We start from the raw sequence: 24,747 nt of genomic DNA, 5'->3' as shown, positions 1-24,747 counted from the left end.
TCGCGGACTCGATACAGTGATTCGAGAGTGATTCACATTACCCATAGTCGGCGACCAGTTCGAATTCCTCGTAGGGCGCTACTTCGCGTTGAACTCGGACTGTCTTCCACTCGAAGAACTCACCGTGGGCGGGGTCAGAGAGTTCGGTGCCGTTCACTCTGACCGACCGGTGGTCGTCACCCTCGAGGGGGAGTTCGACATCGGCGGTGACCTGGAACGAGTTCCGGTTGCGGATCCGCGCGAGCGACCGCTCGTCGTCGCTCCTGAATGCGACATCGAGAGTGGCCTCACCGAGGGTGAGCGCGGACCACGTGTAGTCGGTTGTCGGCGAGAACGGCCTGTGAGTCACCGTTCGCGACTTCGCGTCATAGTCCAGACCGAGTATATCGCTCACGAACAGGGACACGTAGGTTCCCGCAGCCCAGCCGCACTTTCCGGTCTGTGTATCGTGTGCCCGATCGACCTCGGTCTCGTCGTCGGCATCGAGCGGGTATGGCCACCACCAGAACGATCCGTCGATGTCGGTGCGTCGGCGAAGCTTCGAGAACTCCCGCTCAAAGTCGTCGGCGTCCGTGACCGATGCGAACCCCGTGACATATGACGGCGCCGTCGCGACGGCGTCAACCTCGCCGATGGAGACGTTCGGATACGCCTTCACGTTGTTCTTACGATCGAACTCCTCAGCGTCTAGAACACCCCACTCGATTGCGTCGACGGTCTGGTTGTAGATCGGGTTGTCCGAACTCAGAGCGGCACGCATGGTCTCCTTGTAGCGCGGGTCGTCGACGGCCGTGTATCCGTAAAACGGCATCAGCGCCGTGTCAGTCTCCTCGCCGTCGTGGAGGACACTCGGGCAGGTGCCGTCCGCGTTCGTTCCCTCGACATACTGGGACCCCCCAGTCGTGGGGTTTTCGATGACACAGTGGTTTTCGATGTCGCGTCTGACGCGCGCCGCGAGGTCGTAGAGTCGCTCAGCGGTCAGCGAATTTCCGTAGACCCCTTCGTGGATATCCCCCATCGACTGCAGGGACAGCCATGCCAGTAGATTGGTACACGTGTTGTAGTCGCCGTATGTCGGGCCGTCTGAGAGCCAGTACGATTCGAAGAGAGACGTGTCGTTGATCCGAGTGGCGAGCATCCGGTCCACCAGCTCGTCAAGACTGTCGACGATTCCGGGGTTGTTGAGGAAGAACTTCCGGTCCCCGGTGTATCCGTAGTACAGTCCGGCGAGCACCACGGGACTCAACGCGTTCGGCAAGCTGTGGCTGATGCCCCCCTCGTAGTAGGCTCCCTCGGGACGAACGCTACGGGAGGAGAACCACTCAATGCCCTTTTTCAGCAGGTCGGGTTCGAGTAACGCGAAGGGGACAAGCGAGTGATAACAGTCCTTCATCCAGATGGGAGTCGTCGCCGGGTAACTCCCCCAGTTTGAGCCGACTAACTGACCGTCGGACCCGATCGCAAGCGAGTTGAAACACAGGTAGACGAGACGCTCGAACAATTCTCCGAGGAACGGATCCTGGGGCGTTTCGAGCGAACCGACCATTCGTCGGAAGTACGTCAGCGTTTCGTTGAGCCACTCCAGGCTGGAGCGGCACTCGACGAGATCGATAGTCTCCGGACCGATCTCGGGGGCGATAACGACCGGGAACCACTCGCTCTCGTCTGGGGACACAGAAAACGACACCGTGTGAGGATCCATTGCGCTCGCGTCGGGGGACACCGAGAACGACACAGCATCGGGATCCGATGTGCTCGTGTCTTCCGACCCCCCAAGGGTCCGGTGGTCGCCTTCGAGGATCCCGCTGAACGCTTCGGGGCCGCCGCTGAATGGGATCGAGAGCGTTCCCTCGACAGGGCTCTCAGAGGCGACATGGACGCCGTAGAACGCGACTGGCGGCCGCTCACTCCCGTCAGCCGAGATGGGTGTATACGTCAACAGCGTGACCTCGAGATTTCCCGCCCGCAACACGGACATGGGGATTGCGTTCTCCAGAAGTTCGGTCTTGCAGAACGCTACGCTGCCGTGGTCAGATAGGTCGATCTCCCGATCGTCGGTCTCGATCCGGAACGACAGCGGCCCGGTCTGGGTATACTCCTTGTTGAACCAGACGCCCGGGATCGAATCGACCTGGTGATCGTCGTGATATACGGTCAGGTCCTTGATTGTCCCGTTCAGGTTGACGTTCGCGAGAACGCGATTGTTAGAGACATCGAACGTGAGTTCCTCGTCGGTGGGGTTCTTCGCGAAGTAGCTCCGTTCGTTCCCGTAGGACTCGTTTCCGTTCTCGTCGATGGATGCCCAGAAGTGGTCGCTCGTCTCGCCGTTTATCGCGGCGTGGATGCTCTCGTACGTGATATCGTCGCTTCGTTCCGGTGGGTGAGATGTCACCACGGATACCGCTTTCCACGTCAGGCCACATAACGATATCCGTTGTTCTACCCCCTCGCGTTCGTCAGAAAAAACATCTCCCCGACTCTCAAACGGTTCGGAACTGCCCCCTGGTGTCGGGTCTGGACTTCGACTTGCTGCAAACGTAGTAACTCAGCTGAACGGACTGTCGTTCAGGGAACGGCCCTCATCGGAAACAGGGCGGTTTACACTAGACGGATCCCCACTGACAGCGCGGAAAACGGACTGACAACCTCGTTACGGCTTCAATCGGGTGTAGCAGTGGTTTTGTTTCTATATGACCCGTTCAGACAGTTCGGAGATACCCGGGTAGATGTACAATTACGACGAAATCTGGGAATCACTGGAGCGCATCCGATTCCGCAGTAATTCAGGGATGCCAAGCTCGGCATCTGGTTTTGCTGGAGGTCGTACTCGGTTCCCGCGCACATTGACGAGAGCGGGGACGCGTAGCCGTGCTGGTGCCCGCGGTACATGTACGACGAAGGTCACGATGGATACGAGTAGTTACACAAAGCTCTACGACCTCGATCAGGAGACCAACGGCCTGTACATCTGCGACCGCGAACCGGTGTTCGGCTCCGATCGGTCCCGCGAGATCAACGAACAGGTCGCCGCCTTTGAACGCGAGGCGTAAGCCTTGACCGGGCCCTGCTGACGAGTCTCGATCCCTCTCTTCTCGTTCGGCGGCTCGTGCTCGCACAGTCCGATCCGAACAGAAACCGACGACGTGTAGCCCCGCACACGAGTCCGGCACGAATCCTCGTCCAATAGCGGCAGCCACCTGAGGACAGCAGCGACCGTCAGCCGCACCGTAACGCGAAGAGACTTCAGCGAGCGCACCGACAACAGTGCATGAACATTTGCGGAGTGGTCCCACCGATGCTCGTTCCCGCCGAATCGCGATACGGTGGCGTCGACATCGAGGCGACCCGTAAATTCGTGGCCGCCTTCGTGGACGGCGGTGTCCACGGACTGTTTCCGTGTGGCGCGAACCGGGAAGTTTCGAGCCTCACGCGGTCAGAACGCTGATCCGTCATCGAAACCACCGTGGACACTGTCGATGACCAGCCGATTCTGGCTGAATGTGGAGAACCGTGTGCCCGCCAGACTCCCGATCTGATCGTGGACGCGGCGAACGCCGGCATTGACGTCGCCGTCGTCACTCCGCATTACCTTCCGACCGAGCAGGAGGGGGGTCCACTCTACCCGGCGTCGAACGAGAGTCGGAGCGTGTATGCGTGGTCAAGGTTGTCAGCTTCGGACGGAAGCGCGACGTGAAGCGCTTCCGGCGTATCGTGGTGAGGCACACCATCGTCTTCCTCCTCGGAGAGCCACCAATCGAGGTCTTTCGGACCGCCCAAGAGGTCGATCTGGTCGATCTCGGGTTGCCGCTGGCTCTTCTCGGCGACGATCCTGTGAAGCGGCGTTTCGATAGTCGCCACTCTGTTCGACGGCCAGTCCATGAGCACGACGTAGTACTCGTCGCCGTTCCGCAGGAAGCGCTTGTCCTCGGCGGTAAACGAGATGCTGGATGCCTCCTCGAACTCGGTCGAGACGACCTCGGTCGGGCCCTCGCCGGACTCCCAACCGGGTCGGGATCCGTAGACCGCCTCCGAGTTCGTGTCGAGCCAATCGCCGACCTCCCGAAGGAGATTCGCCGGTTCGTCGGGAATGGTCCCATCGGGGCGCGGGCCGACGTTCATCAACGTGTTCCCGTTTTTACTGACGCGGTCGACGAACCCGTCGACCATCGTCTTCGCCGACTTGAAATCGGAGTCTTCGACGTAGCCCCACGACGCTCGGTCGACCGATGTGTCAGTCAGCCACGCCTGGATAGAGAGGTCTTCCCGACGGGAACGCTCGTAGTCGACGATACCGACGCCCGGTGGGAGCTGGCGCTTGTGCGCTACGCCGACCTCTTTACCCCACTCTTCTGCCTTATTGTAGTAGTGTGAGACCACCTGTCGGCGGTACTCGTCGTGCTCGATGAACGGCTGGAACCCCCACGCGAAGTCGAACCAGATGAGGTCCGGCCGGTACTCGTCGACGACCTCGTTGGTTAGGTCGCGCCACTCCTCGTAGTATTCTTCGGGCGGATTCTCGTCTTCCTCATGGGGCTGGCCATATAGACCAGCATATTCGGGGTCCATGGTGTCGTATCCCTCCTTCCGGGGGAAGTACCACCACCGGAATGCGTGGTGGAACGCGGCGACGAGCTTCATGTCTCGGCCCCGAACCGCCTCGGCAAGTTCACCGAGGATGTCCCGTTCGGGCCCCATCTCGGCTGCGTTCCACTCCGTGATATCGGAATCCCAGAGCGCGAACCCGTCGTGGTGCATCGCGGTCACACCGACGTACTCGGCGCCCGCCTCCTCACAGAGGTCAACCCACTCTTCAGCGTCGAACTCTTCACCGTGGAACTCGGGGATGAACTCCTTGTAGCCGTGCTCAGACGGGTCGCCATACGTTTCGACGTGGTGATCGTGGATGTCAGACTCCTCCCGGTACATCTCTCGCGGATACCACTCGTTCCCGTACGCAGGTACCGAGTACGGTCCCCAGTGGAAGTAGATGCCGAATTTGGCGTTTTTGAACCACTGTGGGATCGGATACGATTCAAGGGACTGCCACGTCGGTTCGTACTCCGACATATCCGTACCGTCAGAACCCTCCAATAAAATCTTTCCGACAATCGGCAGATGCGCATCGAGCACAATCCGCTCGACTGGTTTCATCTGTTCGGAACCACGATTTCGCTCGCCGCACCACTCGTGGCGAACAGGACCTCGAAATTCAAATCCGAGATAGAGTGTATCGCTCCGATGAGTACCGACCGCGACACCCGAAATCACCTCGATCGAAAGCATCGAGTTCGCGCTCTAGAACCTTGTCGGAAGACACTACGGCGCACCGATTCACGAACTACTGGGGGATCTACCGCGAGCACCTCTTCACCTACGATTCGGCGTACCACGGGGACGAAAACGGCGATCTCGACTCTCCAAAGCGTTTGCCGACTTCGCCGAGGAGTACTTGGAGATTGGATATCCAGGAGTCAAAATCCACGGCTGGGGTGGGAGCGATACCTCACGTGATCCGAGAGGTCGAAGCGGTCCACGCAGCTGATGAACGCGTCGGTCCCGTGATGGACCTGATGATGGCCCCGCGTGTGAGTATCAAACCTTCGGGGATGCGCAAAAGGGGCGCGCCTGCGACGAGCATAATTACTTCTGGTACGGGGGACTCCCGTGACGCGGGAATCTCGCAACACTTCCATCGGAAGCTACGTGATCTCATAGATAGGCCGCTGTTGCAGACCGAGCACGTCAGGGAACTCGAACCACACACTGACTTCACCGACGCCGAAGGGAGCGACTTCGTCCGGACGGATCCAGAATGCGACGCCAATATTCCTGGTGCGATGAAAATTGCTCGCGTCGCCGAGGCCATGGCTTTGACGTCGAATTCTACGCACCTAGCCCCGCCCAACGGCACTGCATCGCTGCCTGTCGCAACGCCAACTACTACGAAATGGCGCTGGTCCACCCGGACTGTCAAAACACGGAACCGCCCGTCTACCGAGACGACTACGAAGACGCTGACAACCACGCCGCGATCGACGATGGGACCGTTCCTGTCCCCGAGGGCCCCCGGACTCGGAGTCAACTACGACTGGGAATTCATCGAGTCTAACGCCACTGGCCGACGGGTCTACGAGTAGGGACTACAGTGAACCGTATTCAACATCGCTTCCTCGGAGAGAGTGACACTGTAAAGAGACACCGAGTGAGTAGTCAGTCCCGGCCCCTTCTTAGAACTCGGAGGCGACGCGATCAATAAGGTCCGCGTCGGGGTCGAACTCGTCGAGAGTTACTGACTCGTTCGAGAGCGCACTCTCGTACAGCGCCAGAACTGCCTTCCACTCGTGCAGCGAGTGTTCGAGGTTGGTTCCTGGTGCGTCCCCGCCCTCAAGCCACTCGAACATTTCTCGATGGAATTCGGCCTGCGCTCGTAGGTTGTTCTCTCGCCAGGTCTCCTCACCCCCGAAGTCACTTCGCTCCTCACGACTCGGTGAGACAATTTCCCAGTTACCGAACTCCTCCCACTTAGCGTGGCCATCGTCAGTATAGGCTACACACCGGACATGCTGGTACTGGTGGTCGGCGCCCGTCGAATACGCGCCGGCGTCACCAGTTGTCCACGCGGCCCGGACGCCGTTCTCGAAGGTGACGATCGCTTCCGTTGCGTCAGGGCCAGGGTGAGCCTGCTCGTCGTGGTATTCCCCACTGATGTTGCCGAATACTTCCTCGATACGAGCGTCACCGTTGAGCGAGTTCCCGTAGTGGAGACAGTGAGTTCCTTGGTCTGTGAGCACGAGACGGGCAGAACAGTCGATGAACTCTACTTCGCCCAGTTCTCCCGACTCAATCGCCTCCCGACACTGCACGAGATGTGGTTGCCAGCGAAACTGATGACAGACGGCAAACTTCGTGTCCGACCGCGCCTCGAGATCGCGGAGCTCACGCCAGTCTTCGACACCAACGGCGACCGGTTTCTCGACCGTACAGAGCGGCACGCCCGCCTCAGAGACAGACTCCATGATGCTTACCCGCACTTGCGGTGGCGTACTGATGTGGACAATGTCAGGTTCGGTCTCCGCGAGCATCTCCTCGGCGTCGTCGTAAGCCGCCAGATCGAATTCCTCGGCAAGCTCGTCTCGGCGCGTGTCGGTCCTGGCCATACAGGCGACCGGTTTGGCGCCTTCGATCTGGTCGTATGCGAGAACGTGGTCTCTTCCCCTGCCGCCGGTCCCAATAAACGCTGCAGTGTACTCGGCCATCTGTGTTGAATCGTATCGACTGTCGCCAGACCGAGTAATAATAGTTGCTGAATCGGAGTGAGTTCTAGCTCGCGGCCGATCCTACTGGGGAAGACGATTTTGCCTTACTCCCAGGGGTGGAGGACGACTTTACCGGTTTCCTGCTCGCTCTGCAGTTCGAAGGCCTCGTTGACGTCTCCCATCGGAAACTCGTGCGTAATGAACGTCTCGAGTTTGTCCTCGTTGGCCTGAATGACCGACATGACTCCCGGAGCGAGTCCGCGATTGTAGTGCCACTGTCCGTGCAGGTCAAGGCCGTTACGGAGCATGTCGTTACTGACGTTGATCTCGAGTTCGCCACCCTCGCCGACGAACGTGAGTTCGCCGCGCCGCCCGAGGGCGTCGATTGCAAAGCGCTGGGCCGGCGCCAGTCCCGTGCACTCGATGGCCTTGTCGACGCCAGCTCCGTCGGTCAGCGCCTTGATCTCCTCTTTGCCGTCCTCAAGGGGATTGACGACTGCATCTGCACCGAGTTCGCGCGCCAGGTCCGCACGGAACTCGTTCGGCTCGGATACAATGACCTGGGCGCCGCGATGAGTCGTGTTGATGACGCCACCTAATCCGACTGGCCCGGCGCCCGAGATGAGCACCGTATCGACGCCACTGACGTTCATGCGTTCGTTCGCTCCGTATGTGGGCCCCAGTCCACAACAGGCCATCCCCGCGTGTGTGTAGGAGACGCCGTCCGGAATCGGGACGAGCAGCCAGTCCTGTTTGAGGACGTACTGACTCATCGTCTCGTTCCCAGTCTCCTGGCCGGTGAACTCCTCGTAATCGTGATTGTTCTCGCAGTAGATGTAGTCTCCAGACCGGCAGAGTTCACAGGTGCCACACGGAGTCTGTGGCATGACGACGACGCGATCGCCGACTTCGACGTCGCTGGGCTGGTCGACTGCGGCTACCTCGCCAGCGGCCTCGTGACCCATCAACCCGCTATGACCGGCTTCCCAGGTGTGGTATTCCGTACACATTGGTGCCGCCTCGACTCGGACTTTCACCCAGTCTTCGACAGGCTCGGGTTCCGGAACGTCTACAATCGCAGCTTCTCGCTCACCAGTGATCTCGACTTTCTTCATCGTGGACGGATCGGAGTCGCACAGACAGACGAATAAATGTGTGGGTCGCGGCGATGCGAACGACTTCGGGACAGGACGACAAATTGCCGCCCAGCAAGCTTGGACTCGTTTCTCTGGGTGCCAACGTCCAGAGGCGTCACCGAGACCACTTCGTTGTCTTTGGCCAGTACAAGACCGGCATATGTGGGGTATCTTCGTAATTCATGGCTTCGCGCTCATGCGGGTCTGACGCCGTGGCCGTCAAGGATCTTCGGACCTCGGATCAGCTACGATAATCCGATAGTAGGAGGGATTGCATCAACTAGTTCAGACGGTGAGCTACGAGGTTTTCGAGCTTACTCCTCTGGTTTACACCCACGAGAATAGGTCGTCAACGTCGTCCTCACTGAAGACGTAATCTTCGTCGAGGGCGCGCGGCCACGTTACGGCGACGACTTCGTCACCGGAGGCCCGTCGTTCCTCGGGGACCTCGAAGACGAGTCTATCGCCCTCGTGCTCGTAGGATACTGGTTCATTCGTGCGGAGGAGTTGGACAGCGTTGGGTTCTGGGACGTCGATTACCTCGATCTCTCCTTCGTGTTCGGGCATCACGTGGACGTACCAGACCCCCGTCCGGCGAGTGACCGGCGCCTCGCAGTGGGGCGGACGAGAGTCTGGTTTTGCGTCCTTGATCGCGGGCTCGCTGTGGTCCATCCAGTCACCAATTTCTTCAAGCCCCTCGTAGGCCCCGTCAGGGAATTCGCCAGTCGCAGTCGGTCCGACATTCAATAAGAGGTTGCCGCCTTTGCTGTTTGTCTGTGCGATCTTGTCCAGCACCCACTTCGTGTCGTAGAACTCGCCTTCCTCGGTGTATCCCCATCCCGGCGGGTCCCAGATAAGGTTCGCCTCCCACCAGCCGGCTAACCCCCGGTCGGGCATGTCGAGCCCGCCGTCGCTGCCAGGGTGGACCTCAACCGTCCGGTAGTCACCCCATTCGGGGAACGTGTTGTTATTGCGCCCCGAGAGGACGATATGTGGCTGTTCCGATCGGATGAATCCGTAGAGGTCCCCCATCCGGTTGTCTATGTTCTTGCTCCAGAGGTGCCAGTCGAAATGAAAGAGGTCGACTTTGCCGTAGCGGGTGATTAGTTCCTGTATCTGTCCTTTGACGAATCGATAGTACTCCTCGAACCGACGCACGTGCTCGACATCGAAACCTAGGGTGAACCCAGTTGCGTCCTCGGCGAGACCGACTGCGTCGAACAGGTCCTCGCTCAGAAGCGGTTCGCCGGTCAGTTCGCCGTCCTCCCAGAGCACGTCGGTGCCGGGGTAGAGTGGGTGGTGCCAGTCGGCCAGCGAGTAATAGAAGCCGACTTTGATATCGTGTCGGCGACAGGCGTCAACGAACTCGCCGACGAGATCCCGACCATCGAGGTACTCGGCCGTTGAGAAGCCGCCGTGATTCGAAGGCCACATCGCGAACCCATCGTGGTGTTTCGTGGTCAAGACGGCGTACTCGATACCCGCCTCGCTGGCTGCGGCGAGCCACTCGTCAGGGTCGTAGTTCACCGGATCGAACTCTTCGGCCAGTCCCCAATACTCGTGGGGCGGGATGACGTCCTCGTTTTCCTCAGGATCGCCCAGCATCGACCAGGAGAGATCTGCTGATGCGACGCTGGAAATACTCCAATGGACGAACAATCCGAATCCGGCATCTGGGTACCATTGAGCTTCAGGGTGGTCAGTGACAGGTCGCTCCGGATGAGGATAGTTCTGCTCGGGCATCGTCGGCACCGACAGTGAGAGTTCGTAAATAACTTTCGAGGAAGACAGACAGTTCCGTGCCGCAGTGAGAACAAATCAGGAAGTGTCGATGATGATCCGACCGACCCGCTCTTCGCTATCGGTCATCAGGGGGATCGCATCATTGATGTTCTCCAACTGGAGCGTGTGAGTGATGCTCGTCGACAGGTCGACACGGCCCGATTCCAGCAGATCGGATACATCGCCGAGTTCCGACCGCGTGTGGTCGCCAGAGACACAGAGCATGCCCTCACGAACGTCGCCGAATCCGACCTCGATGTCCTCCGTTTGTATGCCGACGCTAACGACGTTTCCAGTCTCGTATCCGTGTTTCGCGCCGACAGAATCGATCGCCTGTTCCATGGCAGTACTTGACCCAGAACACTCGAGCGCCACGTCAGCCCCCCAGCCGTCAGTGATGGTATCGATCCGCTCTAGAACATCGTCACGCTCAGGATTGAGGGTTACATCGGCACCGTAGTCCCGCGCTGCTTCAAGTTGCGGGTCACTCAGATCGACGGCGATCACCGTATTTGCTCCGTTGAATTCAGCCCAGAGCACGGCGTGGAGGCCGACCCCTCCGATACCGAACACGACGACATCGTCGGAGGGTGATACCGCGCCACGGTCGACCGCGTGGTACGCGGTCGAGACAGCACAACCCGCGATCGCACCGTCCTCGAAAGAGACCGGCTCCGGCAATTTCAACGCACAACGTTCGGGGATTGCGATGTACTCCGCGAAAGTTCCATCGACGTGGTGGCCGATAGACTGGCGATTCCGACACTGATTGTCGTTCCCGTCGAGACAGGGGTCGCAGTGTCCACACGATTGAACGTAGTGGATGACCACCCGATCGCCTTCCTCGACGTGTGTGACAGCATCGCCGGTTTCTTCGACGATTCCGGCACCTTCGTGGCCGAGGGTGATCGGAACGTTACCGGGCTCAGTCTTTCCCATCAGGTAATTGAGATCGCTTCCACAGAAACTAGCAGCTTTGAGGTCAACGAGAACGTCAGTTGGTCCGACAGCTGGTCGATCTATTTCTTCGAGTGACAGCGTATCAGCTGCTTCGTGAAATCGGGCTGCTTGCATCATCAGATGCATCTTGGTCACTGTATAAAATGGTATCGCCATCTATAGCCGAGTTCAAACGCGAAATCCCACTCACGGGACTGTCTCGATCGACTTGGCAGCGCCAGGTGTTGAGTTCCGGGTAATCGTTAGAACTGAATGGCGGAAACCGTCCTTCGCTCGTTTGCCAGTCCGCCGAGGCCTGATGACTCCATTCTCGGTGCAGTACAATGTGGGTTGGCAGCTGCCGCCTCCAGAGAAGTTAACTGTTCGGGGCCAGCACCTTGTCCATGGACGAGATTGAACTCGGAACCACTGGTGAGACGGTAAGTCCGCTCTGTCTTGGAACGATGCGCTTCGGGAGTAGTACGAACCTGGAAGTGTCCCGTGCGATACTGGACCGATATTACGACGCAGGCGGCCGGTTTCTCGATACCGCCAACATCTATGGGACTGGGGTCGGTGATCCCGGCGAGTCCGAGAGCGAATTGATCCTCGGTGAATGGATGTCAGATCGCGGGAATCGGGACGACCTCTTCGTCGCGACGAAGATCGGATTCGAATACGACGACGTTCCTCGGTCTTTGGATCCCGATCTCGTGAAGCGAGAGGTCGAAAAGAGCCTCAATCGACTCGACACCGACTACATCGACCTCGTGTACGCCCACGTAGATGACCGAGAGACGCCGTTGGAGGAGACGCTGACCGCGTTCGACCGCCTCATCGAGAGCGGCAAAGTCCGTCATATCGGTGCCAGCAACTACTACGGCTGGCGACTCGCCCGTGCCAACACGCTAGCCACCGAACGGGGATTCACTCCGTTCAGTTGCGTGCAACCGCGGTACTCATATCTCACACCACACCGGGACGCGGATTTCGACCCCCAGCGCCCGGCCACCGACGAACTCGTGTCCTACTGTGACGAACACGATCTGACGATGCTCCCGTACTCGCCGTTGCTCGGGGGGTGTTACGGCCGCGAGGACCGACCGATCCCGGACGGTTACGTTACGACCGAGAATCGACTGAAAATGGAGGCTGTTCAGGATATCGCCGACCGCAAGGATGCGACCGGTAACCAGGTCGCTCTCGCGTGGATGGTCCAGCGAGACGCGCCCACTATCCCCGTCATTGGCTGCAGCACCGTGGACCAGCTCGAAGAAAACTTGGCAGCTCTCGAATTGAACTTAACCGCTCCCGACCGCTCGCGACTCGACGGTATCGAGACGCTCGGCGGCCTCAGCTAGTTCTTGATTTGCCCGTCCTGCCTGACTTCGGTTCGCAGATCAAGAGACAGATAGCTACACCGAAATGCCCGGGAAGACGTCGCGTATAGTGATGATCGATGTCTTTTTGTATCCGAGATGAGGGCTCCCAGTATGGTCGGTAAGACGCGTTTCGATTTCACTGGCGAGTCCGCGATCGTGACAGGTTCAACGAAAGGGATCGGCCGCGGTATCGCCGAACGACTGGTCGATGCGGGAGCAAACGTAACCATCAACGCCCGGACGGAGGAAGATGTCAAGCAAGCTGTTAACGAACTAGACGAAACAGCTAGTGGAAGAGTAATTGGCGTCTCCGCCGACATCGCGGATCCCGAGGGTGTCGAGCGTCTGGTCTCTGAATCCGTCGACGCCTTCAACGAGATAGACCTGCTCGTGAACAACGCTGCAGTATGGCCCCGCGAGGAGTCGATGGTCACAGCGTCGCTCGAGGACTGGGACTACACCATGGACGTAAACGTTCGCTCGCAATTCTACGCAGCCAAACTGGTGGCCGAACACATGATCGAAAACGGGATCGAAGGAAGCATCGTCAATCACTCAAGCCAGACAGGCGACCGTCGTAGTGGGCCCCGTGGTCTCTATGGAATTTCCAACACGTCCGTCAACGGTTTGACCTGGCGGATGGCTCACGATCTAGCACCCCACGGTATTCGGATGAACGCGGTTTCGACTGATCTCACCGAATCGTACCAGTCCCGGTGGGAAGCCAAACAAGAAGCTGAGCACCAGGACGAGGCTACCGTCGAGGGCATACTCGACGAATGGGGGGACGAACGACCCGCGGGCCGACTCGGACAACCTGAGGATATCGCTCACGCCGTCCTCTATCTCGCCAGCGATAAGGCCGACTATGTGATCGGTGATATCTTGCGGGTAAGTGGCGGTGGAAACCTGCAGTGAGGATATAGCTGAAACTGCAACGCCTCCCCCTACCCCGGTCCTGTGAGGGGGTCGAACTGATAGCATCGAGTATTTCATTTTTGCTACCGTTTCAGGACTTCTCGGAGACAGAGTCCCCTCATCTCTCTTGGGCCGTCATTGACGAGTTTCGTCCAGATTATCAAAACGCCGGTCCACTATTACCAGAGAAACTTTTAATATACCGGAAAACAGTTCATTTTTCATGTCCAACTCCAGAGGGAACAACACGGTCAAGACAGCAAAAACGACTTTCGAGATACTGGAGACGATCAAGAACAAGAACAGCGCGAACTTGACGGAACTGACTAAAGAGTTCTCACTCTCAAAGTCCAGTATCCACAATTACCTATGCACGCTCGAAGAAGACGGGTACGTTATTCGTGAGGGAGACGAATACCGGCTTGGACTTCGCTTTCTCGACCTCGCTGGTCACGCTCGGCATCAAGAATCGCTGTACAAGATCGCAAGAGACGAAGTTCGAACACTCGCCGAGGAGACGGGCGAAATGGCTAATCTCCTCGTGGAGGAACACGGACGTGGAATTTACGTTTACACGGCCCACGGAGAGAACGCAGTCAAAACTGACACGTATATCGGACAGCGAGTACACCTCCACAACACGGCACTCGGGTTAGCGATACTCTCACAGCTCCCGTCCGAACGAGTCAACGAAATCGTAGACCAACACGGACTCCCGGCAACCACTGAAAACACGATCACCGACCGCGGAGAGCTATTTGACCGGTTGGAACAAGTGCGGAAACAGGAAGTCGCATTCGACGACGAAGCGAGAGTGAAAGGTCTTCGCTGTGTCGCTGTCCCTATCATCAACAATGATCAGGCCGTGGAGGGCGCAATTAGTCTGTCTGGACCAGCGAGTCGATTCCAAGGCGAACGATTTCGAAACGAACTGCCCCAGAAATTGAAAGACACTGCTAACGTTATTGAATTAAATATTACATACACATGATCACGAAGATCTAGATCAACTGGATTGGGATCCAATATCCCGCATCTACAATACTCAGGGTGAATTCAGTAACACTGAATAGTGAATTATTGCTACAGCTGATTGCACTGTTATTGAAAAGATATAAAATAAAGATGCACAATATTTAGTTATTCTGAACTTCGTTGAGTTAAAATAATATTGCCCCAGGGGGACCAGACATTAGATAGATTCGCCGAATAATTTGTGTATCTAGTAACGTGCAGCAGATATGAGGAAAACCTCCTAGTTGATACCGGATCGCATAGAGATAGTAAAACTACCTACGTAATTAGGATGAACACGACGATAATTCGGTCAGTTTGTGAACGATCAGAGCCCTTTGGAGAGCGTGACTGCGTCCGAAGCGGTACTGGACATCCGTCGACCGAATGGTAGCGGGAGAGGGATCCACCGACATTGATCCCGAGTGGGAGGTAATATATGTCGATCAGCCATCAGCAACTGATCTAAACAACTATTTATTGTCCCAGTGACCACAATCGTATGAGTTCGAACATGCCAGAATTGAAAGTCGCTCGATTAATTCAGGAACACGAACTGGAAGGGATGGGTAACGAACTCGAACGCCGTTGGACACGCGCTGAAAACCGCTCAAGTCTACGCGACCTCGCCGACTATTTCAACAGAGAACTCCTCAGGACTGTACTCGAATCCGAGGGAGCAACGCCGCTCAATGGCGAAGTCGAAAACTACTACCGGTTGCTCACGGACGACGAAGCTACGAGTGGAGTGAAACAACAGGTCCGGAATCAGCTCGAAGATCGCGGGATCAACGTCGACGCGTTGATGGCGGACTTCGTGTCTTACCAGTCGATTCGAACCTATCTCAAACAGTACCGGGAGGTAAAACCGCCGAATGATCAAAGTTCCGAAGAGGACCGCATCGAACAGAAACGGGCGACGATCCAGCGGCTCGCAAACCGGCTCGTCAGGGTTACTGAACAATCCTTGAGTGAACTCGCGAACACCTCACGCATAACGATCGGGGATTTCTCCGTCATCGTCACTGTCCGCGTCCATTGTTCTGATTGCGATACGCAACAGCCAGTGACCGACCTACTGACTAACGGGGGTTGTGCATGCGAGGCATGACATCTCGACGCGACACGCCGTAACAACCATATTGGTGTTAGGCGGTGCTTGAGATGGAATGATTTAATACCTGTACAGAATGACTATTTGTAATGGCACAACAAAACCCAGTAAATTCGTCAGTCCAATTGGATGTCGAAAACATTGGCGGGATCACCGAAACGACGGTTAAATTCACTCCCGGCGTTACCATCCTCACCGGGCGAAACGCCACGAACCGGACATCGCTCATCCAGGCTCTCATGGCAGCCCTCGGCAGCGATCAGGTTTCTCTTAAGGGTGACGCTGCCGAGGGTCGCGTTGAACTTACGGTCGGTGACACAACCTACACTCGGTCCTTAGAGCGCACAAATGGGAGTGTTGTGACCGGCGGTGAGCCGTACCTCGAAGATGCCACGCTCGCCGACCTCTTCGCGTTTTTACTGGAGGGTAACGACGCCAGGCAGGCTGTCTCGCGCAACGAAGACCTCCGGAATATCATCATGCGACCCGTCGATACAAGCGAGATCGAGGGCCAGATAGACCGGCTCAAATCACAGAGAGACGACATCGATTCACAGTTAGACGAAATCAGCCGTCTCAGTCAGCAACTTCCCGAACTCGAGAGCAACCGTGCTGAGTTAACGGAAAAAATAGCGGATAAAAAAGAGGAACTCGACGATGTAGAAGATCAGCTAGACGAGATAGACAAGGACGTCGACGACAAAAGAGAAGAAAAAGAGGAGTTCGAGCGAAAGATCGACGAACTCAACGACGTCAGAAGCGAACTTGAATCGGTTCGCCGTCAGATAGACAGTCAGCGAGAGAGTCTCGAAGCGCTTCGTGACGAACGCAACCAGCTCGAATCTGAACGCGAAGATTACGACGAAGTACCGGATGGCCGTGTCGACGGGATCAAAGCCGAAATCCAGCGACTTCGGGACGTGAAATCCGATCTCGACAGCACGGTGGACGAACTCCAAACCGTTACCCAGTTCAATCAAGATCTCTTGGATGGCAATCTCGACATCTTCAACGAACTCCATGACGACGATAATGATGGAGACGTGACCGACCAGTTGGTCGAGGACGGCAACGACCTCGTCTGCTGGACCTGTGGAAGCGAGACTGACACCTCGCAGATCGAGTCGATGCTCGAGGACCTCCGCGAGTTACGCAATCAATACATGGACAAGCGCGGCGACCTCGAGGACGACATAAACGAACTCACCCAGGAACGTCATTCCCTCGAAGAAAAACAGCGCCAGCGCTCACAGATGGACTCTCGTCTCGAAACGATCAAAGAAGAGATTGATGACCGAGAAGCGCGGATCGACGACCTCACCGCTCGACGAGGCGAGTTGACCAACGAGGTAGAGAAACTCGAAAAAGACGTCGAAAACCTTCAGACCGACGACGAACAGGACGAACTCCTGGACTTGCACAAGGAAGCGAATCGCCTCGAAGTCGAGATCGACCGCCTCGAATCGGACCTCGAATCGCTCGACGACGAAATCGAGCAGATGGAAGCCCGTGTTGGCGACCGCGACGATCTCGAGGCCCGCCGTGAAAACGTACAGGCCGAAATTGAGGACCTCCGGACTCGCGTCGAACGACTAGAGGAGAACGCTGTTAGCCAGTTCAACGACCACATGGAGTCGGTGCTGGATATCCTCGATTATGAGAACCTCGAACGCATCTGGATCGAACGGACCGAAGAACAGGTACGCAAGGGTCGCCAGACGATCACGGAAGGCCGGTTCGACCTCCACGTCGTCCGCAGTACCGAATCAGAGTCGGTCTACGAGGACAGCGTCGATCATCTCTCCGAGAGTGAGCGCGAAGTGACTGGTCTCGTGTTCGCCCTTGCGGGTTATCTGGTCCACGACGTTCAAGAGGAGATCCCCTTCATGATGCTCGACTCTGTCGAAGCGATTGACGCGCCACGCATTGCAGACCTCGTTGAGTATTTCGACCAGCACGCCCAGTATTTGATCATTGCTCTTCTCGAAGAGGACGCCCAAGCGCTCAACGATAACTATCAACGAGTGACTGAAATCGATAGTACCAGTTAGAATTTTCTGCCCATATTTTGTTGCTGTCGGTAATAGACCATCTCAACGAGATCTCTGTCGAAGAACTCCAAGACGCCCTCGACAACGTTGAGGAAACAAGCCGATACAACGGTTGTTAGCGGCGATTGCATACAAGAACGGCATCACGCAGACCGAACTTGCAGAGAGACACGACACCGGTCGAAGAACGATCTATAGTTGGCGTATGCGACTCGATACAGACGAACCACTCGAGCAAGCTGTGACCGATGCTCATCGTTCCGGAATAAAACGGAAACTATCAGAATCACACTATGAAATCGAACAAACCGTTCACGAACCGCCCCGCGGAAGTCGGGATCGACGCGCCGCCGTGGACGCCGGCACTCGTCCAGGAATTTCTTGAAGACGCCTACGGCATCGAATACTCAATCCCGAGTTGTCGACGGTTGTTGAAAGAAGCTGGATTGAGCTGTGAAAAACCACGCTACACAGTCGACGAAGCCGATCAAGAGGAGTTCCACGACGAACGCACAAAAAGCGGCGGGAGATGGACGCCGCAGTAGTTTGCATCGACCAAATCAAGAAATTCGCCCAGTTGAGCCGTCTTTACGTGGTTTCTCCGCGGCACGCAGCAAAGCGTTGAACTCCGTGGCCAACGCAACTGGACGTGTCTGTTCGGCGCGGTCACCGAAAACGGTGAGTGCTTTCTCTCACAATTCGACAGGTATGTCACCACCGATCACGCAAAAATTTTATTTCTAAATTATAGAAAGAATTCTGAGCAGACTTGATCGCCGTACTAGACGGTGCGCCGCATTTCCAGGCGTCGGCCGTCACGGGCCGTCAGGTCCGTGACGACCTCGCCTTCATGACGTTACCAGCGTATTCGCCGGGGCTCAACCCTATCGAAGAATGCTGGCGACAACTTCAAGACGCCCTCAGCAGCCGGTATTTTGACTCGCTCGGCGAACTAACAGCAGCGACCGATACCGCTCTTCGCCAACTACTGCATCCGACAGTGAGTCACTATTTTTAATGCCCACTATAGGTTGACGACAGTACCTTACTCAACGGACAAACATCACCAGAAGTGAGCAAAATACAAGTGGGCAATGGGGTCATACCATTTACACCTGCTGTTAGAGGGTAATGTCTACTGCCGCCGCGGGACTGACCTCACTGCGGCATTTCTCCACTCCCTTGATCTGCGGAATCGAGGCTCGCCAGCGGCGACCCCAGCGTTCATTGAGGGCGTCCAGCGGGACTGTCTCGAGCGTCTCGATGCAACGTAGTCACCAGAACCGGTGCTCGGTCTCCTTGAGAGAGATATCTCAGCACTTCATCCTGGTGACGTTGCTGTGGAGCAGTTTGTCGAACGGAATCGCGGTTCCAAGTTACTCGAGGACTACATACAAAGTACACAGGACGTAGCGGTACCCGTACAGTCTCGTGACCAGGAAGTCGCTATCCGCCTTGGACAGGATATCGAGTACGTGGTCGACGACGAAAATCCTCGCGGGACTGGGTCGCCCTCGTCCATGAAGGGATCGAGACCCGCGATGCCTCGTACTACGAGACCCAGTTCCTCAGAGCTGTCGAGTGTGTTGTCACCGCTTGGGTTGGACCGAATGGAGATACAGCGGGAATTCGCAACGCTGAAAGACACCACGTTGAGTTCATTCGGACTCACCAGCGACCCGTCATAGCGGACTGATCCACCACTCCACGTTTCCGACGTCTTCGTCGGACCTATCGAACCCCACGTTTCCGTCGTTTGCTTACGCCCACCTCGGATTTCCGTCGACCGAGCCACCCAATGAGTGTGGAGATGCTGCCCTCCACAGTGAAAGAGTCTCCGCCGTTTACGGCGGCGTGAATCGCGTAATGTCTGTGTATATCTCTCCAGATTTCCAGTATAGGCGACAGAAACAGTCGGCGGGCCTTCCGTCAATTGCGGACATACCCGGGGGTGGGACTGTCCAATCGGTATCCTATCCTATCTCATTCTACGATATCGCAGCTCACGACTCCCGGACTGAAGATGGGCGCCGAAGCAGAATGTTCGTGATCAGCTTTTGTTGTCGGACTCCACTGGTCCCTTATACTGCGAGTGAACCTGATCACCGCCCCGCCACTGCCAATTGTAGCAATTGTCGTTGATTTTATTGATGGTGATCGTCGCTTTTGCGGGGGCGCCGTCCGGAAGGTCGTCTGATCGCTTTTCCACCTCGTCTTGGTCTGGTTCCTCCTCGAGACGAGCCTCACGTTCCTTGTGTTCGGCTAGCTCTTTGGCGTACATCGCAACGTCTCGGAGACATTCCGGAGTCGACTCGTTGAGCTTGTTGACGGTCTCCGTTGGAAGGTTCGCCGGTGGAGTCGGTGGCTCAGAGGACATCGGCTGCTCTCGTGTTAACCAACACGGACCGCCAATCGATAGTTTTGTTGGTTAAGACGGTGGCGCCGGTTCCCACATCAGTTGACTGTAACACTACTCGAACCTTCTTTATGTACAAGTTTCGTAGTATGTTGCATCGTGCTCCGGCGCATCGAACCGAAGTCCTCACCACCGCCGAACGCGGCGATACGATCCCCGAGTTCGCGACGAAACTTGACCACAGCGAGACTACCTCTCTCGTGCCGTCGGAGACCTCGTCGAGAAGGGGCCCGTCTACACAGAACGCGACGGCCGCCGAAAGCGGATCGTCGCATCGGATGCCCGAACCGTCGCGATCTACCAAGATCTTGTCCGGCAGCACTCCCATATTAACTTTCCTGAGCTGTTGACCGGCAAGGCACTCGAGGTGCTGGTCACGGACGTCACTGGTTCGTCATTGTCCGGAGCGACGGCTTTCTCAGGGCTAGTGAGCCGCACGTGAAGACGACCCTCGACCGGATGGACTTTCGGCCAGATGTACTGGACTTCGCAACGCTCGCGATGGTCGTAAGAACCACAGGTGACTGCGCTGTCCGTCGTAATTGTAAAATTCCTTAGAATGGAGATGCCCCATGTCCGTCCATAATCGGAACACCCCCTCTATACTAGCGGCGAGGATCCCGATTATGGAATCTACTGTTAGGGCTTGAAACATCCAATATATCCAAAATCAAGGCTAAAACGCGCCTAGCAAAAGTGACGGTATTCTTAGTTATACGTTTGTGTAAAAAATCAGTTAGATGCGGGTCGACAGAGGTGTTGCTCGCTGACACAGTGCCATTAGATGAACGCCACAGAGAACAAGATCATAATGAGTGCGAGGCGGAAACCCGCGTCTTTAGGCGCGGGAGGAAGCCGAACCCTGCTACACAAGCTACGTGCATCGGCAGGCCGACTCCCCGACACTAATCCAATTGTTATAAATACAAGCCATTACATATGAAGTACAGATGGTGGAAGACTCAAGCACTCGAACCGTGCCCATCAAACTCGATGTGGACAAGAGTGCTGGTGACCTTCTCCACCAGACAACCGACTACTTCCTTGACGCCGCCAACTACGTCGTAAACGTAGCGTGGAAACCAGACTGGAAAATTACCAGCAAACAGAAACTCCACGACCTCACGTACTACGACGTTCGAGACGACTCACCACTCCCGGCTAATCTCGTGCAAGCCGCACGAAACCGAGCCGCAGAAGCCGTCAAAGGCGTCATCGAACGCTGGAAAGAAGGCAAGACTGCCTCGAAACCACACTTTACGTCACGATTTGCCAGCTACGACGCCCGAACCGTCACTGTCAACGACGACCACGCCACACTCGCCACCATCGACGGTCGAGTCACCGCAGAGTTCGTTATTCCCGACGAACAGCATGATACGCCACATTCGGCGTACCTGTTCAACGACAACTATGACGTGAAAGGGGCTACGCTCCACTATGACGAAGTTGAGGGCTGCTTCTACCTTCACGTGCGGACAAAGCCCACCGTGGAGAACGATGAGACCGACACAGGCGATGCCAAGCACGTCTCCGTCCTTGGTGTTGACCTCGGGATCACAAACATCGCAACCACCTCAACCGGACGATTCTGGAGCGGTGGCGAACTCAATCACTGGCATCGAGAATACGAGAAGCGACGTGGCTCGCTGCAACAGACTGGGACTCGGTGGGCACACGAGAACGTCCAGCGAGTCGGTCGCAAGCAAACCGGGCGCTTCGAGCAGATGCTCCACATCATCTCGAACGAACTCGTAGAGGAAGCGTTGGAAAACGACTGTACACATATCGTGTTCGAGCAACTCAACGGGATCCGTGAACGCTTGCCGCACGCAAAAGCAGTTCACAAGTGGGCATTCCACCGCTTGGTCGAGTACGTCACGTACAAGGCCGAGTCTGAAGGGCTCGAGGTGAAGCAGATTAATCCGGCGTACACGAGCCAACGGTGCTCGAAGTGTGGATTCACTCACGAGGAGAATCGTCCACACAACAACGGTCAGGACGAGTTCGATTGTCTGAAGTGTGGATACGATGTTCACGCGGATTACAACGCCGCGAAGAATATCGGCCTAAAGTATCTCCGCGACCAGCAAAAGTCTGGGCGTGGAGGCGCACCCGTAGGCGTGCGCTTGAACAGCGGGATGATGAACGTGAACGGCGAGTATTCGCCTACCCCTTTGACAGGTTAGAACGGGAGTCCACGCTGAATGCCACGCCCTTCAGAGCGTGGTAGCTTACTGGAACAGTATTGTGGGACTCTAGTTGAACTGGTGGATCTGTCCCGGTTCGGAGTTCTCGTAGAGTCCCCAGCTCCTAAAGGGCCAATACCGAAAATGAGACAAACATCTCAGATACCGCCTTGAGTGAGCCCGCCTCATTCGAACCTCAGATCGTTCTCTACGTCTGAACTCCTGTGGTTTGGCTATCTATTCGAGGTACAGCCCAGAATCACCCTGCAAAACGGGCTCTCTGTAGAGATCTACTGATTCAGAAACCGTCTGATTCGACGAAAAGTACCGGGGAGGCTAGACGGTTTCAGAGGAGCGACGATATTGCTCACTTGAGCGGGTCTGCGGACGATAATAGGATGCCTTCTGAGTAACTCAGTACGCTGCTCGCCGGTCAGATCGCCTGTGTACTCCCCGCTATGTCCGATCACTTCAATCTGCAATTTTCTCTTGGAGTATACCGCTACTCAGTCATAGCCACAATTATCCCGAATACACCTTCGAGAGACCAAATTTGCCAATAATTCCATCCAGACCCGTCTACTCTTGTCCTTCCAGTACTTCCAGACGATTCTGTTGAATCCGCCCGAGAATCACCGCTTGTACGGTCATATTTGCATCTCTGGTTCCGGACACGACTTTGAGTTGTTTCAATTAGATATGCAAATAGCTTCCATCACCGTCTATACTATCTGAATAGTCCATCTCCTGTCTCGAGCCATCCCGATCTCAAGATACCCCACACCATCGCTCCGATGTACACATACTCATGCATACAATATTGCGGGAGCAGCGATGTTGTACTGTCTTTTTTGACGCGACCGAATGGCTGCAAGTGCAGAATTCGCCGCGAAAATCGCTTTTCACGGGGATGTACTGGGGTACATCTGTCTCACAACGACTGGCAAGAGTCCCACCTGTCGCTCGTACGCAGTCAAGACGCCGGGGCGACTCCCCCAGCGGTCAAAACTGACCCTTATGTAACAATTGACCTTCCCGATAGAACGATTGTTACATAAGATTTGAGCGTTCCATCGCGATTTTCCCTCCGGAGTTTGGGACGACCGTGAACTTTCACCGGTCGTAGATTAACCAACACGGGTCCGATAAGAGGTGGGGTGTGTTGGTTAATGAGAAAATGAAATGATCTGCTCATTTTGATGGCGTGTGACGAGAATCACCCCTGGTTTCTACACCGGCGAAGATCTTATGAGAGTGTGAACTATTGCGCTTCTAGGTGGAGACCGCTCTTGTGAAGACGTTGAGATCACGGGAAAAGTCGAGCACTGGTCTACACCGTACTCCCGACAGGCGAATCAGCAAATCGGGTCTTCGTGGTGGGGCCGTGACCAACATCGAAGATGTCAGATGCGAGGGTGACCAGTATTTTCGGCCTCGGCTCGCAATCCCACTGGGATGTTCTAACGGTGTACGGGCTGGGCCCGGACATTCGTAGCCAACTCTCATTTAGGAGCCGATCTTAAATGATTCCAATAATTGGTGTTTAAATTATGCACGTCACCGATTTTTCAGCCATATGAACTACCCTCCCCTACTCGCTCACGGCTGACGCCGTTCGCTCCTCGAGGGTACGCTTCCTGTTTCGACGACGCGCTTTGCAGATACAGGCGTATCCACAGGGAGTGCAGTCTCCACAGGCGTTGATTCGGAGTTGTCCCACTCCTACGTCTTCGAGACCGCGAGAAAGGATATTCTACGCTGCGTTCGCGTCCCTATCCACCTCAAACCCGCAGGTGGGACAGGAGTGTTCACGGGCCCACAACGGTTTGTCCGTCGAGGCACCGCAGGAGGCCGCTATTGGTGTTTTTGATGCTAAATCGAAATAGCAGGCTGGCTGATTGCACCGTTACAACTACTCAGGGTCTTCGGGAATTGATTTGATACACATCATTCACCTCTCTGGTTTGCCAGTAAACCACCTGCTCAGTAGGTGTGAAGAAGGACCAGGCAGAGGAAAGGGAGACACAATCGGAACCTGAAGCTACACTCACAGCCGACCGAATACCATCTCTGTGTCTCTGAATCAAGATTACATCGACGTCGAGGCGCTCAAGAAGTTGCTGGCCTCAGCAGATGGGGACATCGCCGCCCAGTTCACCGTCGGGGGATCAGCCTCAATGTATCACCAGAGGGTGTGAATGTCCTTGGCGAGAGCCACCCCGACGAAGACGGTGAGTGACAAATTCTGTTGTGATGCCGATGTCGAAGGACTTCGTGCTCCAGTTCTTCTATCCTGCTCCGAAAAGAGACCGCAATCGGATAGTATCGGTCTGTAACGCACTGTTCGCCCAGTTCGCGAGTGGCAGCACTGTCTCGAGAAGCGGTTTCACCAGAATACCAAGGTGGATGCCCCGTCCTCAAGGAGCGAACACAGTAAGCGAGTAGGTCGGGGAGGAAACCGACAGCACCTATCACAATCCACGAACAACGGTAAATCAACTCCAAACTATTAAGTAACCACCTGTGGGTATGTGAAATATAGTGGAGTAC

Annotated in this window: 14 protein-coding genes and 5 pseudogenes; 11 read left to right on the top strand and 8 right to left on the bottom strand. The window is 56.2% G+C overall.

Features of this window, described 5'->3' with window-relative positions:
* Positions 1–37 precede the first annotated feature (37 nt).
* Positions 38–2,395: a glycoside hydrolase family 125 protein gene (locus ACMGFE_RS22260; protein ID WP_436927482.1), complete on the bottom strand. Its 2,358-nt coding sequence runs from the start codon at positions 2,393–2,395 to the stop codon at positions 38–40.
* A 511-nt stretch (positions 2,396–2,906) separates the two neighbouring features.
* Here ACMGFE_RS22260 and ACMGFE_RS22255 point away from each other — a divergent pair.
* On the top strand, positions 2,907–3,050 hold the full coding sequence (locus tag ACMGFE_RS22255; protein ID WP_436927481.1) for a hypothetical protein: 144 nt from the start codon (positions 2,907–2,909) through the stop codon (positions 3,048–3,050).
* Positions 3,051–3,618: 568 nt separating this feature from the next.
* Here the strand turns inward: ACMGFE_RS22255 and ACMGFE_RS22250 are convergent.
* Positions 3,619–5,151: an alpha-L-fucosidase gene (locus tag ACMGFE_RS22250; RefSeq protein WP_436927480.1), complete on the bottom strand. Its 1,533-nt coding sequence runs from the start codon at positions 5,149–5,151 to the stop codon at positions 3,619–3,621.
* A 148-nt stretch (positions 5,152–5,299) separates the two neighbouring features.
* Between ACMGFE_RS22250 and ACMGFE_RS22245 the strand changes: the two are divergent.
* Positions 5,300–6,137, top strand: a pseudogene (locus ACMGFE_RS22245) (enolase C-terminal domain-like protein); the annotation flags it as partial.
* Positions 6,138–6,227: 90 nt separating this feature from the next.
* Here the strand turns inward: ACMGFE_RS22245 and ACMGFE_RS22240 are convergent.
* The 4 genes from ACMGFE_RS22240 to ACMGFE_RS22225 all read right to left on the bottom strand — a co-directional run bounded on the left by ACMGFE_RS22240 (position 6,228) and on the right by ACMGFE_RS22225 (position 11,248).
* Positions 6,228–7,256: a Gfo/Idh/MocA family protein gene (locus ACMGFE_RS22240; RefSeq protein WP_436927479.1), complete on the bottom strand. Its 1,029-nt coding sequence runs from the start codon at positions 7,254–7,256 to the stop codon at positions 6,228–6,230.
* Between the two features lie 104 nt (positions 7,257–7,360).
* Positions 7,361–8,371, bottom strand: coding sequence for a zinc-dependent alcohol dehydrogenase (locus tag ACMGFE_RS22235; RefSeq protein ID WP_436927478.1), 1,011 nt, complete (start codon positions 8,369–8,371; stop codon positions 7,361–7,363).
* Positions 8,372–8,719: 348 nt separating this feature from the next.
* Positions 8,720–10,135, bottom strand: coding sequence for an alpha-L-fucosidase (locus ACMGFE_RS22230; protein ID WP_436927477.1), 1,416 nt, complete (start codon positions 10,133–10,135; stop codon positions 8,720–8,722).
* Positions 10,136–10,210: 75 nt separating this feature from the next.
* On the bottom strand, positions 10,211–11,248 hold the full coding sequence (locus ACMGFE_RS22225) for a zinc-dependent alcohol dehydrogenase (RefSeq protein ID WP_436927476.1): 1,038 nt from the start codon (positions 11,246–11,248) through the stop codon (positions 10,211–10,213).
* A 269-nt stretch (positions 11,249–11,517) separates the two neighbouring features.
* Here ACMGFE_RS22225 and ACMGFE_RS22220 point away from each other — a divergent pair, with 269 nt between their 5' ends.
* From ACMGFE_RS22220 to ACMGFE_RS22190, 7 genes and pseudogenes are all read left to right on the top strand, one after another.
* Positions 11,518–12,474: an aldo/keto reductase gene (locus ACMGFE_RS22220; protein WP_436927475.1), complete on the top strand. Its 957-nt coding sequence runs from the start codon at positions 11,518–11,520 to the stop codon at positions 12,472–12,474.
* Between the two features lie 132 nt (positions 12,475–12,606).
* Positions 12,607–13,413 carry an SDR family NAD(P)-dependent oxidoreductase gene (locus tag ACMGFE_RS22215; protein ID WP_436927474.1) on the top strand — a complete coding sequence of 269 codons (807 nt, stop codon included), beginning with the start codon at positions 12,607–12,609 and terminating at the stop codon, positions 13,411–13,413.
* Positions 13,414–13,636: 223 nt separating this feature from the next.
* Positions 13,637–14,404 (top strand): IclR family transcriptional regulator, encoded by a 768-nt coding sequence (locus tag ACMGFE_RS22210; RefSeq protein WP_436927473.1) that lies wholly within the window; start codon positions 13,637–13,639, stop codon positions 14,402–14,404.
* A gap of 525 nt (positions 14,405–14,929) precedes the next feature.
* A complete protein-coding gene (gene rdfA / locus ACMGFE_RS22205) occupies positions 14,930–15,538 on the top strand; it encodes a rod-determining factor RdfA (protein ID WP_436927472.1) in 609 nt (202 codons plus the stop codon).
* Between the two features lie 92 nt (positions 15,539–15,630).
* Positions 15,631–17,592 carry an archaea-specific SMC-related protein gene (locus ACMGFE_RS22200; protein ID WP_436927471.1) on the top strand — a complete coding sequence of 654 codons (1,962 nt, stop codon included), beginning with the start codon at positions 15,631–15,633 and terminating at the stop codon, positions 17,590–17,592.
* Between the two features lie 32 nt (positions 17,593–17,624).
* A pseudogene (locus ACMGFE_RS22195) lies at positions 17,625–18,610 on the top strand (IS630 family transposase).
* 167 nt (positions 18,611–18,777) lie between these two features.
* Positions 18,778–19,280 (top strand): annotated as a pseudogene (locus ACMGFE_RS22190) (hypothetical protein); the annotation flags it as partial.
* Positions 19,281–19,642: 362 nt separating this feature from the next.
* Here ACMGFE_RS22190 and ACMGFE_RS22185 read toward each other — a convergent pair.
* Positions 19,643–19,969, bottom strand: a complete 327-nt coding sequence (locus tag ACMGFE_RS22185) for a hypothetical protein (RefSeq protein ID WP_436927470.1) — start codon at positions 19,967–19,969, stop codon at positions 19,643–19,645.
* A 138-nt stretch (positions 19,970–20,107) separates the two neighbouring features.
* Between ACMGFE_RS22185 and ACMGFE_RS22180 the strand changes: the two are divergent.
* Positions 20,108–20,381 (top strand): annotated as a pseudogene (locus ACMGFE_RS22180) (transcriptional regulator TrmB); the annotation flags it as partial.
* Between the two features lie 577 nt (positions 20,382–20,958).
* Positions 20,959–22,197, top strand: coding sequence for an RNA-guided endonuclease InsQ/TnpB family protein (locus tag ACMGFE_RS22175; RefSeq protein WP_436927469.1), 1,239 nt, complete (start codon positions 20,959–20,961; stop codon positions 22,195–22,197).
* Positions 22,198–23,788: 1,591 nt separating this feature from the next.
* Here ACMGFE_RS22175 and ACMGFE_RS22170 read toward each other — a convergent pair.
* Positions 23,789–24,061, bottom strand: a pseudogene (locus ACMGFE_RS22170) (zinc ribbon domain-containing protein); the annotation flags it as partial.
* Positions 24,062–24,747: the final 686 nt, after the last annotated feature.

This window comes from Halosimplex amylolyticum (assembly GCF_051414035.1).
Lineage (GTDB): Archaea > Halobacteriota > Halobacteria > Halobacteriales > Haloarculaceae > Halosimplex > Halosimplex amylolyticum.
The sequence above is the reverse complement of the archived record's forward strand: the minus strand, read 5'-3'. Positions and strand labels throughout refer to the sequence as shown.